Here is a 14831-nt window from a genome sequence, read left to right on the forward strand (position 1 = left end):
GATCAGCTCATCCAATAACTTCACATCCAAGCCGCCATACGGCAGCTGCTTCTCTTTCGTGGTCACTGTCTTGTCCTTTCATTTCAGTGATCCACACACAAACTTTCTGACACGCTCTGCGAGCGTGGCCCTTCGACGATTCCCTGCAAGCCACAGCACGAAAGATCACGCCCTTTTCGAGCGCGATAGCGTGGCCCTTCGACGATTCCCTGCAAGCCACAGCTGGAAACACAATCTCGAATATAGTCGTTCAGCGTGGCCCTTCGACGATTCCCTGCAAGCCACAGCGGACCGAATACCGATACCGGCGGGCGACAAAGCGTGGCCCTTCGACGATTCCCTGCAAGCCACAGCCGAATCTGCTAGTTGCGCAGCTTGGCGCTAAGCGTGGCCCTTCGACGATTCCCTGCAAGCCACAGCCCGGTCAAGGACATCCACTGGCGCGTCGCAGCGTGGCCCTTCGACGATTCCCTGCAAGCCACAGCCTTCGGTGACGGGCGGTTCTATCGCTACGCAGCGTGGCCCTTCGACGATTCCCTGCAAGCCACAGCTCCCGAGTTGATCGCCATTCCTCCAAAATGAGCGTGGCCCTTCGACGATTCCCTGCAAGCCACAGCTCGTCGATCGAGTCGCTCGCGACCGAAGTCAGCGTGGCCCTTCGACGATTCCCTGCAAGCCACAGCTCCCGAGTTGATCGCCATTCCTCCAAAATGAGCGTGGCCCTTCGACGATTCCCTGCAAGCCACAGCTCGTCGATCGAGTCGCTCGCGACCGAAGTCAGCGTGGCCCTTCGACGATTCCCTGCAAGCCACAGCGCAGCTTGTAACCCTTCGCCGTCGCCGGCTAGCGTGGCCCTTCGACGATTCCCTGCAAGCCACAGCGCGTGCTCCTTGAGGGCGCGCTTACGGGCTAGCGTGGCCCTTCGACGATTCCCTGCAAGCCACAGCAACATTTACACCCATGAGACCGGCGCAGATAGCGTGGCCCTTCGACGATTCCCTGCAAGCCACAGCGAAGGTGCCGATGCGATCGTGTGTCAGGCGAGCGTGGCCCTTCGACGATTCCCTGCAAGCCACAGCGGACGCGGAAACACTCCGACGGCGTGCACTAGCGTGGCCCTTCGACGATTCCCTGCAAGCCACAGCCGAGCTGCAGATGATGGTATGGGAGCCCGGAGCGTGGCCCTTCGACGATTCCCTGCAAGCCACAGCGCACCGTCCAGCTGGACACCTCGACCTGGAAGCGTGGCCCTTCGACGATTCCCTGCAAGCCACAGCGCCCGTAAGCCCAGCCGATGTCCGAGCCGAAGCGTGGCCCTTCGACGATTCCCTGCAAGCCACAGCTCGACCGCGACGAAGTCCGCGAGCGGCACTAGCGTGGCCCTTCGACGATTCCCTGCAAGCCACAGCAAGGATGAAGCGGCTGCGATCGTAGACGGCAGCGTGGCCCTTCGACGATTCCCTGCAAGCCACAGCATCGGTGCGCGGATTCTCGGGGTTCGGCTGAGCGTGGCCCTTCGACGATTCCCTGCAAGCCACAGCGGCGAGCACCGGATGAATTCGAGCTCATCGAGCGTGGCCCTTCGACGATTCCCTGCAAGCCACAGCCATTGGGCAGAGGGCATCGCGCATATGCGCAGCGTGGCCCTTCGACGATTCCCTGCAAGCCACAGCGAACTGAGCGCGACCGTCGCTGATGCGGCGAGCGTGGCCCTTCGACGATTCCCTGCAAGCCACAGCTTGCATCCACGTATAACTCGGCTGGGGCGGAGCGTGGCCCTTCGACGATTCCCTGCAAGCCACAGCAGCACCGCCGCCGGGGACGGAACCTCAAATAGCGTGGCCCTTCGACGATTCCCTGCAAGCCACAGCTCGCCACGTCGCTCCAAGGCTTGATCGAGCAGCGTGGCCCTTCGACGATTCCCTGAAACCAGATATCCGCGAGTTTCGCGCGATAAGCGGGGTCCGTCTGGAGATAATGGCGGACGATGTGTTCGAACGCGGTGCCGCGTTCGAGCTCGGTGCGCGCGGCGAGCGCAGCGCAACAGTCGTTCCAGTCAGAGACGCCGTCGAAGAAGCCGGACAGGTTCATTCGCTCGGCGCGAAATGCTGGGGACGCCGACGGTTGTCGCAAGCTTTCGGCGATGGCGACGCGTGCTTGCGGCGCGAAACGGGGCGCAGGCGGCGTCGATGGCGCGAGTCAAGGGCTGAGCTCGGCGCCTTCGTTCAGGGTGCGGAGATATTCATCGTAGGCAAAGACACGGTTGCGCGCATAGCCGGTGATCTCCCGGACGATACCCTCGTCTATCATCCGCTGCAGCGCCGCGTTCGCAGTGGGCGCGCTGAAGCCGTGGTGAGAAACCAAGCGAGGCGTGGTGATCACCGGTTTCCGCTGCAGGATATCGTGCAGTTTGAGCGCCGACATGCCCTTGCGGCCGAGAGCGTGCAGTTTCTGCCGATCGCTTTGGAAAAGTCGTAGCAGGCGCGCCGCCGTTGTTCGTTTAACTATGGGAACCCTTATTTAAGCGAAAGGCATTCCGCTTAATTATGGATTTCCATAATTAAGCGGAGCGGGCTTGGAAAGGGGTGGCTGAGATCGCTGCCTGTTCTTCCGGAGCGGCCGACCGCCGCGGCGATCTGCGTGGCCGAAGACGAACCCGGCGGGGACGCCGTGTTCCGCTACGGGGGCTACGGCCGGCTCAATACACCTTCTCGTCGAGCAGTGCGAAGAGCTCGGCTTCGGTGATGCGCTTCTGCTCCATCGAATCGCGGTCGCGGAGCGTGAACGTGCCGTCCTTCTCCACCGTCTCGAAGTCGATCGTCACGCACCACGGCGTGCCGATCTCGTCCTGGCGGCGGTAGCGGCGGCCGATCGCGCCGGCTTCGTCGTAGAAGACCGCGTATTTGCGTTTCAACTTCGCGTAGAGCTCCTTCGCGCGGCCGACGAGCTGCTCCTTGTTCTTCAGGAGCGGCAGCACCGCGACCTTCACCGGCGCGATGCGGGGCGAAAGCCGGAGCACCGTGCGTTTCTCGACGTTGCCCTTCTCGTCCTTCACGTCCTCTTCCGCATAACCGGCGCAGAGCACCGCGAGGAAGATGCGGTCGGTGCCCACGGCGGGCTCGATTACATGCGGGACGAACTTCTTCTTCGTCGCTTCGTCGAAGATCTCGTGCGGCTTGCCCGAGGCCTGCGCGTGCTGGGTAAGGTCGTAGTTGCCGCGGGCGGCGATGCCCCAAAGCTCCTGCACGCCGAAAGGATACTTGAACATGATGTCCACCGTGCCCTTCGAATAGAACGAGAGCTTCTCCTTCGGGTGCGCGTAGAGCGAGAGGTGCGACTCGGGGAGGCCGATGGACAGCAGCCACTGCCGGCACCATTCGATCCACTCCTGGTGGCACTGGGACCAGTCGGCGTCCTCGTGGATGAAATATTCCATCTCCATCTGCTCGAACTCGCGCGAACGGAAGATGAAGTTGCGCGGCGTGATTTCGTTGCGGAACGACTTCCCGACTTGCGCGATGCCGAACGGCAGCTTCACGCGGCCAGTATCGACGACGTTCTTGAAATCGACGAACATGCCCTGCGCCGTCTCGGGCCGCAGATAGGCGACGGCCGAGGCGTCGCGCAGTGCGCCGACGTAGGTCTCGAACATCATGTTGAACGCGCGCGGCGGCGTGAGGCTGCCGGCCTCGCCGGTGGCGGGCGAGGGGATGAGCTCGATCTCTTCGGGCTTCGCCTCGGTCATGTCGCGCGGTTGCACCGGCGCGAGCACGCCCTGGATGGCCTTCTTGCGCTTGAAGTTTTCCGCGGCGGCCTGGAGTTCGCCGGCGGTGTTTTCCGACTCGAGCGCGGACACGTAGCCGACGGTTTTGCCGTCCACGACCACGGGCGAGAAAAAGAGCTGGTCGGCGCGGAAGCGCTGCTTCGACACCTTGCAGTCGACGAGCGGATCGGTGAAGCCGGCGACGTGCCCCGACGCCTCCCAGACCTTCGGGTGCATGATGATCGACGTCTCAATGCCAACGACGTCGTCGCGGCGGCGGACCATGTCGTTCCACCAGCAGTCGCGGATGTTTTTCTTCAACTCGACGCCGAGCGGACCGTAATCGAAGAAGCCGTTGAATCCGCCATAGATCTCGGAGGATTGAAACACGAACCCGCGGCGCTTCGCGAGCGCGACGAGGTTGTCCATGGAGACTTCGGGAGAGGCGGCTTGATCGGACATAGGGAGGCAGAGATGGCGGGCGATCCGGCGAGGGTCAATGCGCGGATGGCCGGGGCGACTCGCCGGCGGCGCGGGTTTCGCGAGTGGTGGAATGCGTTTCAGGGCGAACGTCCGCGACGAAGGCCGGGCGTAATGTCATTTTTTGACAGTTGAGGATTTTCGTCCGCGAGCAGATCCGATTGAAACGTGAGCCATGAAAACGCTCCTTGTCGCGATCGTGCTCGGGTTGCTATCTGCCGGATCCGTGCGCGCGAAGGCGCCGGTCGCCGGCCCGATCGACACGCCGCCGCAGCCTGTGCATCGCGAGCCGCCCGAGTATCCGCTGGCGCTGCGGATGACGGGAAACCGCGGCGAGGTGCTGCTGCAGTTCGTCGTCGATCCGGAGGGAGAAGTGCGGTCGCCGCAGGTGGTGAAATCCACGCATCCCGAATTCGAAGGTCCTGCGGTGGAGGCGTTGCTGAAATGGAAATTCAAACCCGGAGTGAAAGATGGCCGGCCGGTGGCGACGCTGATGCAGCAGCCGATCTGGTTTGAGTTGGAGGATAACGGCCCGTTCCGCGTGGGACCCGGCCGCGGCGGGGTGGAGGCGTTCAAGGTCCCCGCTCAAGCGCCGAAAAATCTGCCGGAGCCGTTTCGCTACGACAAACCGCCGCGGCCGATCCTGACCAGCGCGCCGGTGTATCCGCGCGAGCTGTTGGAAAAGAACGTGAAGGGCTCGGCGCACGTGGTGTTCCTCATCGACCCGACCGGGCACACGCGGAACGTCGTCGTTGACGAAGCCACGCACCCGGAGTTCGGGGCGGCGACCGCCGCGATGATCGCCGCGTGGGAATTCGAACCCGCGCAGAAAAACGGTCAGCCGAGCTGGGCGATGTTGGGGATTCGCCAGAAGTTCAACCGCAGCGACCGCGATTCTCCCGTCAACGCGTCCACGGTGCGATTGTTGGGGCTGTTGAAGAAGAAGCCGGAGGCCGTGCTGAGCAATTTCAAGGAGCTCGATGAAGTTCCCAAGCCGCGCTACCGCGCCGCGCCAGCCTTGCCCGAGGCGATGCGCCAGGCTCCCACGGCCGAAACCGCCGAGATCGATTTCATCATCGATCGCTCCGGACGAGCCCAGCTAGCGCACGTCGCGTCCGCATCGCGCGAGGATTTCGGCTGGGCCGCGGCGACCGCGATCGCGCGCTGGCAATTCACGCCGCCGCAGAAAGACGGGAAACCTGTCGACGTGAAAGCGCGCATCCCCGTCGTCTTCAACCCGGAGCACGCGCCGAAATCGTTGCCCCTGCCGGAAAGTCGCTCGCCCGACGAAGGCTCCTGACCGGCCGCGCCACGGGCAGGCGTTCCGCGCGTCGCTTCCCTTCATCCGAGGCCGCGTCGCCGCGTGCCCGCTCGTGCAACATGCGCGGCCGGACGGCGGAAAAGTTGCATCGCGCACCGGAGGCCGCGGGCGCGGTTTTATTCCGAAGCGCGATCCGTGAGGGACTTAGCGCCGGCCTGGTTGGGTGGCACGCGATAGGCACTACCGAACGCGTCCGGCCCCGCTACCCTCAACCTGCATTTGCGAACATGAGACTCTCCAACGAAAAGAATATCCACGTCCTCAACGACCTCATCGAAACCTGCCGCGACGGCGAACACGGCTACTCCACGGCCGCGAAGGAGGCGAAGGACCCGGAGCTGGCGCGGGTTTTCAATCAATACGCGACCCAGCGCAGCAACTACCTGCGCGAGTTGCAGCAGGCTGTCCGCGCCCTCGGCGGCGATCCGGAGAAGTCCGGCTCCGTCAGCGGTTCGCTGCACCGCGGCTGGATCGACCTGAAGGCCGCCATGAGCAAGAACGAGCCGCACGCGGTGCTCGCGGAATGCGAGCGCGGCGAGGACGCGGCCGTAAAAAATTACCGTGAGGCGTTGAACGAAGCTGAGCTCGACACCGAGTCGCGCGCGCTCGTGCAGCGTCAGTTTGCCGGCGTGAAGGAAGCCCACGACCGCATCAAACAACTTCGGGACAGCGTCGCCTACGCACGGAAATAAACTGCGTGCCGGCTCCAGGACGCCGCGACTCCCACGTAAACACCAAAGCGCCGCGCCCGACTCCGGGCGCGGCGCTTTGTCTTTTCAGACGGCCGATCGCTTTCGCCGTTGAATGGCTTTTGCAGTTTTCCATCGTCACCCATCGGCTCCCGGATCAACGTCCCCGCTCACGATGAAAGCCGTCGCTGTCCTGCCCCGCGTCGCAATCCTGTTCGTGCTCTCGCTCTTCGCCGCCCGCGCCCAAACCCCGGCGCCGGCCGCGCAAAACCGACACGGCTACACCGTCACGCTGGAGGCGAAAGTCTCCGAGACGGGCGAAAAAGAGAGCCTGTCGATCATCTCCTCCGACGATCCCACGCCCGACCATTTCATCGACAAACTCGCCGCCGCGATGGCGTTGAAAACGCCGCTCGCGCCGCGCGAGAAGAACGGCAAACCGGCGAAATACACGGCGCGCATCCCGTTCTTTTTCCCGATCGAAGACGACGAAGGCCCGGACGCCAACGCGGCGCCCAAACCCAGCGTGAAGCGCAACGGCGGCATTCCGGCCTACCCGCCGGAGTTGAAGGAAAAAGGCGTCGTGGGTGGCGCGATTCTCGAGCTGCAAGTCGACGAACACGGCAAGCTCACGAAGCTCACCACGCTGCGCGCCTCGCATTCGGAATTCGAAGCCGCCTCGCGCGAAGTCATCAGCCGCTGGGAATTCAACCCCGCGGAAAAAGACGGCCAACCCGTCGCCTGCCGCTGGAACATCGCGGTGGTGTTCGAAACCGACCAGGATCTGGCCGAGCTGCAATGGCGCGTCGCGCCGCGCCCGAGCCTCGGCACGCTGCAGGTGCTCTTCGACACCACGCCCGTGACGGAAAATGCGCCGGACAGCCAGCCCGCACCGGCTCCTGCCGCGGCGGACAAGAAGTAAACGGACTCAGCGTAGTTCCGGCACGACACTCCCGGGTAGGGCCGGGTCTTGGACCCGCCCAATCGACCACTGGAAATCCGAAAAGGCGGGGCAAAGACGCGCCCTACTTTGGGCCCTTTCAAACGCGCAGAAATATCCCGCGGCGATACAGGAAACGTGCAAGCGCGAACACCGCGCCGAGGCTGAGCGCGACGAGCGTGACCGTCCCCAATCCGCGTGCGACGTGCACGTCGAGCCACGCCGCCACGCTACCGCCCGCGAGCCGGCGGGCGATCGTATCGTAGCCGATGATACCGAACGAAAGATAGATCGTGATTGGGTTCGTGCCGATCCACACGAACGGCTGGCACCAGCGCCGCCATTCGCGAACATCGATCACATAGTAAAACGCCCCGAGCAGGAGCAGGCTGTAGCCGCCGGCGACGAGCACGTAGGACGACGTCCACAGTTTCTTGATCACCGGAAAATCGAGGTGCCACAGCCAGCCCGCGGCGATCGCCAGCAGCCCGCCGATCATCAGCCGCAGCAGCTTCTGGCGCGCGTCGAGATCGACCCGCTTGAGTAACAATCCGGCGAATACGCCGATCAGACATGTCACCACCGCTGGAATCGTGCTGAGCAATCCTTCCGGATCGTAATATTTATCGTAGTTCCGCCCCGGCAGATATTGGAAATCGAGATGGTTGGTCAGATTGAGCCCGGGGTCGAAACGTCCGCTCACCCGTGCGGTCGTGGCATCAAAGGCGGCGTGCGCCTGCGCGAGCGTTGGCTTCTCGACGCCGAGCCTCGCGGCGAGCGCGGCATTATCGAGTTGGATGTCGCGAATCGGCACGAAGCTAAGCGCCGCCCAATAGCCGAGCAGCAGCGCCGCGCCGATGATGACCAGCCGGCGCGGGCGGAAATAGCAGAAGAGAATTCCGGCGGCGGCGTAGGCGAGCGCGATCCGCTGCAGCACCCCGACGAGCCGGACTTCGGGCCACGGTTGGGAGAGGCCGCCGTTGTAGAAAATGCCGAGCAGGAAAAGCACGGTCGCGCGGCGCAGGATCTTCTTCACCACCGCCGGCCGGCCTTCACGTTCGAGCCGGCCCGTCAACGAGAACACGAGCGACACGCCGACGATGAAGACGAACAGCGGAAAGATCAGATCGTAGAACGCAAACCCGGCCCAGTCCTTGTGCTCGAGTTGCGCGGCCAGGAAACGCACCGGCGCGGTGGGGCTGAGCGCGTCGAGCGCGCGCACGAGCGAATCGGCACCGACGATCCAGAACATGTCGAAGCCGCGGAGCGCGTCGAGTGACACGAGCCGCGGCGAAGGGGAGGGAGTTGGGGTCATCATGAGCTGGCGGGGTAAAGCAAGCGCCCGGGCGAGACGCGGCGGTCTTCGCCCGGAGGATCAGGCGAATGCGCGAAGCCGTTGCACGATGTCGGCGCGGAGCCGCTCGATATGCGCGACGGTGAACGCCTCGATCGAGAGCGAATCGTCCTGGATCAGCGGCGTGAGGTTGATACCCCACGTGATGCCGCTCATCTTGTCGGTCGCGTGCGAGGTGTGAAACGTCGCGTGCGCGGCGCGCCGGCCGAGCGTGGCGAGATCGTAGCGTTTTCCGCCGGTCACCTGGGAATCGAAAACCTTCAGCAGTTCGCCCGCGAGCTCCGGATGCCCGCCGGCATCGAGCTCCACCTTGTCGCTGTCGACGAGCCAGTCGAGATCGCGCCACACTTCGCAACCGATGACGCGCGCCGGCCGCTGCGTTGCCGGCAGCGCCCGCAGCGCCTCGATCGCGCGTGCCATCACGGCGACGTGCGTGTCGTGCTTGTCGGCCGGCTGGTGCAGATAAACCACCTCGGGCCGGCAGCCGGAGAAAATCTGTATCAGGTCGCTCAAGACCGCCGGATGCCGGCGCTGCTTCACGTCCGAGCTCGGATGCGCGAGCTGGAGCTGGATGGCATAACGCCCGAGCCGCGCGGCCTGGCGCTGTTCCTCGCGGCGCACGTCCTGCATCTGCTCGTCGGTCATCTGCGCGTAGACGCCGGTGCGGGGCGACCCGGCACCGTTGGTGACGACCACGCCGCCGAACGCCTTGCCGGGCGTGTCGAGGCAGGCGGTGACGCCGGCGTAGGCCATGATTTCAATGTCGTCCTGGTGGGCGGCCACGCAGAGATGCGAGACGCGCGCGAGGGCAGACTCGGCGCTTTCGTTGGCGACCGGGACGAAGATGTCGGCTTTCGGATGGGTGAATTTCATAAGCGAAAACGAATGAATGGCCGCGATGGCGCGCGACGCGGCTAAATCGCCGGCAGGCTGGCCGCCGCGATGGCTTGGCCGTGCCGTTTGTCCTTTTCGTCGGGCAAACTGAGCCGGATTTTCTCGGCGAGCGCCGGAAACTCGCGCGCGAGGACTTCGCGCGCCTGCGCGAGAATGACGTCGCCACCCGCGCCGGTCGTCACGCGCCCGAGCACCAAGACGTGGCGCAGCTCGTAGAAATCCGCGTAGTGTGCGACCGAATACCCGAAGCACCGGCCGATCGATTCGTAGATCGCAAGCGCCGCCGGATCGCCGGCGTGCATCGCCTCCTGCACCGCGACGAGCTGTTCGGCCAGCGGTTGGGTCGGCGGGAAATCGAAGCCCGCCTTTTGCGCGAGCCGCGCGACCCCCTGTTGCGAAAAATACTGCACGCCGCAGCCGAGGTCGCCGGACCACTCGTCGCGCGGGGCATCCCCGCGATAGTCGACGGGAGCGAAGGCGAGCTCGTTGAGCCACGGCGTGAGATCGCCGGCGGGCGTCACGTAGCCGCCGGCCATGCTCGTGCCCATCGAGACGCCGAGGACGCCGTTGTCGCGCAGCGCCATCGAGCCGGCGAGCGCGGTCACCTCGCCGTCGTTGACCACGGTGAACGGCACGCCGCCCCAGCGCTCCTGGAGCGTGAAAAACATCCGCCGGATGTGGCGGTCGAACAGCTCCGGTGAAACGCCGCGGAAAAGCGAGGCGACCCGCACTTCGTTGTTCACGTAAACGCCCGCGGCGCTGCCACCGATCGCGTCGACGCGCGGCAGATGCGCGGCGGCGCGGCGCAGCGAGTCGTGCACGCCTTCGAGGTGATACGCGGGATCCTTCTGAAAATACGGATCCCACGGAATCTCCTCCGAATAAACGACGCGGCCGTCGATGAGCGCGGCGGCTTTGCGATCGCTGCCGCCGAGATCGAAGCCGATGCGGCAACCCTCGAGATGACGGCCGACTGAGGCGCCAGCGGTTTCGGCGTGGGGCTCGAACTCCGTCGCCGCTTCGAGCCTGAACGGCTCCCGGTAAACCTTCTCGCCCATGAACGCGTAATCGAAGGCGCGTTCGCCAGTCGGGCTGTAGATGCGCCCGAGTTGGTCGGCGATCTCCGGCGCGCCGACGATGCGGACGCGCGACCCGCCTTTTTGCCAGAGGAGGAATTTCAGCAGCCGTTCGGCGTAGCGGAGCGTGAAGGCGGAGGCCGGGTGGTCGTCGGCGAGCACACGGCTTTCGTGCACCGACGTGCCGCCGTCGGGGCGTTGCAGCACGAGTGCGAACGGTCGCGCGCCGGGATCGTGGGCCACGCGTTCGCGATAACCGCGGTTCCACAGCGCCGCCGGAATGAACTCGGGATCGAGCGGAGGTCGCAGCGTTGGCGTGGTTTTCAGCATGGCGAAAGAGGAGCGACGGTCGGGGCAGCTCAGCTCGCGCGCGGCGGGCGGCGGCTGAAATGAGCTTCGATTTCCTCCAGCGTTTTGCCCTTCGTTTCCGGCAGGAGGAAGGTGGCGGTGATGAAGTAAACGACCGTGCAGCCGGCGAAGGCGAAGAACATCGTCGAGTAGCCGTATTTGCCGACCGTGGGGAGGAAGATCGCGGCAATCGTGGTCGATACTGCTTGGTTGATCAGCAGCGCGATGCTCATGCCGTTGGAGCGGATTCGCGTCGGCATGAGCTCGGAAAGTGCGAGCCACACACACACGCCCGGGCCGACGGCGAAGAACGCCATGAAGACGAAGACGCCGATCGCGGTGATCCAGCCGTGGCGCTCGCTCGGCACCGGCGTGACGAGGGCGTTTTCGATCTTGAGCGGGGCCGTGCGCGCCGCTTCGAGGTCGGCAAACGGATTGGTGAAGAACGCCACGACGCGATTCGGCGGCACGCAGCTCTCGCGCGTGAGCTGCAGCGGCTTGGCCGCGGGGTCGTCGGAGCGCACGGCGTTGGTCGACGTGCGGAAATCGCCATACGAGTAAATCACGACGAGCGTCGATGCCCGCGCGTCGGCGGCGCGGCCGGCCGCGGCGAGCAGCCGCGGGAGACTTTCGGAGTTGAATGAAACTGTCGCGCTCTGGTCGGCGGAAACCTCCGCCTGGACCGCGTCGCGCACGTCGACGCGTTGCGCCTCGGTGCTGCGGAACATGCCGCCGACGAAGAGCAGCGACACGACGATGCCCGCGCTGCCGAGCGAGAGGAGAAACTTGCGGCCCTTCCGGTCCACCAGCACGACCGCGCCAATGGTCACGAGGAAGTTGACGATCGTGAGAATCAGATAACCCCAGTGCGCCTGCACGTCGGAAAGCCCGCTTTGCAGGAGAATGGTGGTGTTGTAGCCGATGATGGAGTTGACGCCGGTCGCCTGGTTGCAGGCGAGGATGATGCACGCGAGGACGAACGGGATCACGTATTTGCGCCGCAGGAGCGATTCGCGGGCGCGGGTGCCGGTCTGTGAAGCCGCCGCTCGTTCGGCGGCGAGCGCGGTCGCCATCTCCTGCAGCTCGACCTGCGTTTGTTCCTCGCTGCGCGAACGCAGGAGCGCCGCCCGCGCGGCTGCCTCGCGACCCCGGCGGTGCAGCCACCGCGGCGATTCGGCGACGAAGAACCCGCCGAGGACGAAGATGATCCCCGGCGGCAGCGACACCCAGAAGATGCTGCGCCACGCGGTGTCCTTGAATGCCTGCAGCTCCTCCGGCGAGCCGAGCTTTGCCACCTCCTCGACGCGGATGCTGAAGTAGATGCCGATCGCGGCCGCGGCGACGATTCCCAGCGTAAGCATCCACTGAAAAATCGCGGTGCCCTGACCGCGGCTGGCCGCACCGAGGCACTCGGCCAGATAGAGCGGCACGACGACGCCGATCAGCCCCGCGCTGACACCTTGTAACAGCCGTCCGAATACGAGTGGACCGTAGCCGTCGGCCAGCGCGATGAGCGGGATGCTGGCGACGAACAGCACGCCGCTGCAGATCATGAGCGCCTTGCGTCCGAACCAGTCCGCCAGCAGGCCCGCGAACAGCGTGGAAATCACGCTCCCCAGCAGCACGGCGGCGACGATGAATGACAGCTGGCCGGCGTTCAGGCCGGAGGTCGCCTCCAGATAGGGCAGCGCGCTGGCGATGATGCCGACATCGACGCCGTAGAGCAACCCGCCGAGGCCGGCGACAATCAGGAGAAAGCGATTATAGCCGTTCTTCGGCGGAGCGGCGAGGGAAGCGTCAGGGGTGGACGGGGACATGGGGTGATGTCGGGGTTGAGCTGAAGAAAGGGCGGCGACTCCGAGTTTATTTCACCGCCGCGGCGCGGACGAGCTTTCGGATCGCCTCGATGGCTGGCAACTGGATCGCATCGTGCGGCGCGGCGGCGCGCTCCAGCGCGGCCAGCTGCGCCTCGCGCCAATCCGCGGATTTTCGATCGTTGCCGGTCAACGCTTCCATTGCGGCAAGACCGACCGCGCTCGCGTCGGCGAGCGACTGTGCGACCGGCAAGCCCGCGCGTCCGATCTGCGCCCGCGCTGCCAGCAGTTCGGCGACGTCGCGACCGAGCAACTCCCAATCCTGCAACTGCGCGCGCACCGCGTCGGCGAGCGTTTGGCGCGCTTTGCCGTCAGCGGCGAGCAGAGCGTCGACGGCGCGCGAAAACTCGCGGGCGGCGTCGCTTTCGGGCCGCGCGCAGTCGGCGAGCGTCACGAGCGGCGTGAACTGCGTGAAGTTCTGATGGTATTGTCCACGCTGATACTCCTTCACCGGCTCGATCACGTCGACGAATGCCGTCAGCGTGACGACGTCGTCCGGCGAAGCCGCCGGACCGGCGAGCCGGCGGAGCATGGCGGGCCGGTTGCGCTGGTGGTTCAGCCCGGCCTCTTCGAGGCGGCGACCGACGATCGCGAGGCGGCGATACATGTCGTCGACGTCGTTCACCTCGCGCGGCGACCAGAGCCGTTCCGCGATCGCGGCGGTGCGCGGCCAGATCCGCGAATCGATCGTTTCGGGCGTGACCCATTCGCTCCACATCGTGGCTTCGCCGCCGAGGATCATCGCCTGTTGCGCGGCCGTGAGCGGCGTGTCGGCGGGCAGCGGATCGTTGGCGTAGTGCTGCGACGCCGGGAAGCAGAGGTCGATGTAGTAACCGTTGGACAGGATCGCGGCGTGGCCCTGGTTCGCGGCGGCGGCGAGGCCCTTCGGGCCGCGCCAGGAATGGACGATCGCGTCCTTCGGCAGATCGGGGTGCAGGATCTCGTCCCACCCGACGAGCTTCTTGCCGTGCTTTGTCATGATATCGCGGATACGTTGGTTGAACCACGCGTGCAGGCCCTCGTTGTCCTTCAGGCCGCGGTCGCGGATGAAGGCCTGGATCCGGGGATTGGCATTCCACTGCTTGCCGTTGTTTTCGTCCCCACCGATGTGGAAATACGGATCGGGGAACAGCGCCGCCATCTCGCCGAGGACGTCCGCGAGCAGCGCGTAAACCTGCTCGTTGGTGGGATCGAGCACCGGATCGAAGATGCCCCAGCGGCGTTCGATCTCGTAGGGACCGGGCGCGCTGGCGAGCTCGGGATGCGAGACGACCCAGCTCGTGGCGTGCCCCGGAATGTCGAATTCCGGGACGACGCGGATCCCGCGGTCGGCCGCGTAGGCAATGATTTCGCGGATCTCGTCCTGCGTGAAATAGAGCCCATCCGAGCCGCGCTCGTGCAACTCGGGATGCGTTTTGCTCTCGATGCGGAAACCCTGGTCCTCGCTGAGATGGAGGTGGAGGACGTTGAGCTTCACGAGCGCCATCCCGTCGAGGTTGCGCTTGATGACCTCCATCGGCTGCCAGTGACGGCAAACATCGATCATGAGGCCGCGCCACGGGAAACGTGGCCGATCCTCGACCCGCGCGGCCGGCACGAACCAGCCTTGGGCGTCGGTTTGCAGCAGCTGCAGCAGCGTTTCGAGTCCCCGCAGGACACCGAGCGTGGTCGGCGCGCGCAGGACGGCCTGCGCATCCCGGATCTCGAGCGTGTAAGATTCGTCCTCGCCGAGCGCCGGCAGGTCGCGGGACGCCGCGGCGCAGTCGATCACGAGCGAGGCGCTGCGGACGTCGGTGGCGAAGACATACGCCGCTTCGGCCGTGCGGCTAAACGTGAAGCCGGTGCGCTCCTCCCAGCGGCGCAGCGCGCGCGCGATCGCCTGGCGCAACCGGGCGTCGTCGTGGCCGCGCAACGCGACGGAAAACTCAGACGTAACCGGCAGCCGGCCATCGGCCAAACGCAGCTGCGCGGGCGCGGGCATCAGATCGTGGGACATGGCAGCGAAGGTGAGGGGCGTGACGCCGAGCAGCGCAAGGGCGAGGGTGCGGCGGACGAGACGGACGGACGAGCGGGGCGATTTTGGGGTCATGCG

The 14831-nt window shown here is 65.3% G+C and carries 10 protein-coding genes and 1 CRISPR repeat array; of the genes, 3 read left to right on the plus strand and 7 right to left on the minus strand.

Translation table 11 applies throughout. The annotated features are described in order from the left end of the window. The first annotated feature begins 121 nt into the window (after window positions 1–121). Window positions 122–1871: a CRISPR direct-repeat array (repeat unit 36 nt; unit sequence AGCGTGGCCCTTCGACGATTCCCTGCAAGCCACAGC). A 328-nt stretch (window positions 1872–2199) separates the two neighbouring features. After that, window positions 2200–2424 carry a winged helix-turn-helix domain-containing protein gene (locus AC6RV7_RS20595; RefSeq protein WP_500096090.1) on the minus strand — a complete coding sequence of 75 codons (225 nt, stop codon included), beginning with the start codon at window positions 2422–2424 and terminating at the stop codon, window positions 2200–2202. Window positions 2425–2698: 274 nt separating this feature from the next. Further along, window positions 2699–4225: a glycine--tRNA ligase gene (locus AC6RV7_RS20600; protein WP_500096091.1), complete on the minus strand. Its 1527-nt coding sequence runs from the start codon at window positions 4223–4225 to the stop codon at window positions 2699–2701. A gap of 193 nt (window positions 4226–4418) precedes the next feature. Here AC6RV7_RS20600 and AC6RV7_RS20605 point away from each other — a divergent pair, with 193 nt between their 5' ends. The 3 genes from AC6RV7_RS20605 (at window position 4419) to AC6RV7_RS20615 (ending at window position 7175) form a co-directional block, all read left to right on the plus strand. Continuing rightward, window positions 4419–5543, plus strand: coding sequence for a TonB family protein (locus AC6RV7_RS20605; protein ID WP_500096092.1), 1125 nt, complete (start codon window positions 4419–4421; stop codon window positions 5541–5543). A 248-nt stretch (window positions 5544–5791) separates the two neighbouring features. Further along, window positions 5792–6256: a PA2169 family four-helix-bundle protein gene (locus AC6RV7_RS20610; RefSeq protein WP_500096093.1), complete on the plus strand. Its 465-nt coding sequence runs from the start codon at window positions 5792–5794 to the stop codon at window positions 6254–6256. A 172-nt stretch (window positions 6257–6428) separates the two neighbouring features. Then, window positions 6429–7175 carry an energy transducer TonB gene (locus AC6RV7_RS20615; RefSeq protein ID WP_500096094.1) on the plus strand — a complete coding sequence of 249 codons (747 nt, stop codon included), beginning with the start codon at window positions 6429–6431 and terminating at the stop codon, window positions 7173–7175. Between the two features lie 118 nt (window positions 7176–7293). Here AC6RV7_RS20615 and AC6RV7_RS20620 read toward each other — a convergent pair whose 3' ends face one another. The 5 genes from AC6RV7_RS20620 to AC6RV7_RS20640 are packed head-to-tail and all read right to left on the minus strand — an operon-like array spanning window position 7294 to window position 14828. Then, window positions 7294–8511 carry an acyltransferase family protein gene (locus tag AC6RV7_RS20620; protein ID WP_500096095.1) on the minus strand — a complete coding sequence of 406 codons (1218 nt, stop codon included), beginning with the start codon at window positions 8509–8511 and terminating at the stop codon, window positions 7294–7296. A 57-nt stretch (window positions 8512–8568) separates the two neighbouring features. Then, on the minus strand, window positions 8569–9420 hold the full coding sequence (locus AC6RV7_RS20625; protein WP_500096096.1) for a PIG-L deacetylase family protein: 852 nt from the start codon (window positions 9418–9420) through the stop codon (window positions 8569–8571). Window positions 9421–9461: 41 nt separating this feature from the next. Next, the gene (locus AC6RV7_RS20630) at window positions 9462–10847 is read right to left on the minus strand and encodes an ROK family protein (protein WP_500096097.1); all 1386 of its coding nucleotides are present in this window, start codon (window positions 10845–10847) and stop codon (window positions 9462–9464) included. A gap of 29 nt (window positions 10848–10876) precedes the next feature. Next, the gene (locus tag AC6RV7_RS20635) at window positions 10877–12682 is read right to left on the minus strand and encodes an MFS transporter (RefSeq protein ID WP_500096098.1); all 1806 of its coding nucleotides are present in this window, start codon (window positions 12680–12682) and stop codon (window positions 10877–10879) included. Window positions 12683–12728: 46 nt separating this feature from the next. Beyond that, window positions 12729–14828, minus strand: coding sequence for a beta-N-acetylhexosaminidase (locus AC6RV7_RS20640; protein WP_500096099.1), 2100 nt, complete (start codon window positions 14826–14828; stop codon window positions 12729–12731). Window positions 14829–14831 lie beyond the last annotated feature (3 nt).

Source organism: Opitutus sp. sgz309028 (assembly GCF_059821195.1).

Excerpts from the sequence above, each read along its gene's own strand:
- AC6RV7_RS20595 (WP_500096090.1), bottom strand. The coding sequence starts at position 2,424 with ATGTCGGCGCTCAAACTGCACGATATCCTGCAGCGGAAACCGGTGATC.
- AC6RV7_RS20600 (WP_500096091.1), bottom strand. The coding sequence starts at position 4,225 with ATGTCCGATCAAGCCGCCTCTCCCGAAGTCTCCATGGACAACCTCGTC.
- AC6RV7_RS20605 (WP_500096092.1), top strand. The coding sequence starts at position 4,419 with ATGAAAACGCTCCTTGTCGCGATCGTGCTCGGGTTGCTATCTGCCGGA.
- AC6RV7_RS20610 (WP_500096093.1), top strand. The coding sequence starts at position 5,792 with ATGAGACTCTCCAACGAAAAGAATATCCACGTCCTCAACGACCTCATC.
- AC6RV7_RS20615 (WP_500096094.1), top strand. The coding sequence starts at position 6,429 with ATGAAAGCCGTCGCTGTCCTGCCCCGCGTCGCAATCCTGTTCGTGCTC.
- AC6RV7_RS20620 (WP_500096095.1), bottom strand. The coding sequence starts at position 8,511 with ATGATGACCCCAACTCCCTCCCCTTCGCCGCGGCTCGTGTCACTCGAC.
- AC6RV7_RS20625 (WP_500096096.1), bottom strand. The coding sequence starts at position 9,420 with ATGAAATTCACCCATCCGAAAGCCGACATCTTCGTCCCGGTCGCCAAC.
- AC6RV7_RS20630 (WP_500096097.1), bottom strand. The coding sequence starts at position 10,847 with ATGCTGAAAACCACGCCAACGCTGCGACCTCCGCTCGATCCCGAGTTC.
- AC6RV7_RS20635 (WP_500096098.1), bottom strand. The coding sequence starts at position 12,682 with ATGTCCCCGTCCACCCCTGACGCTTCCCTCGCCGCTCCGCCGAAGAAC.
- AC6RV7_RS20640 (WP_500096099.1), bottom strand. The coding sequence starts at position 14,828 with ATGACCCCAAAATCGCCCCGCTCGTCCGTCCGTCTCGTCCGCCGCACC.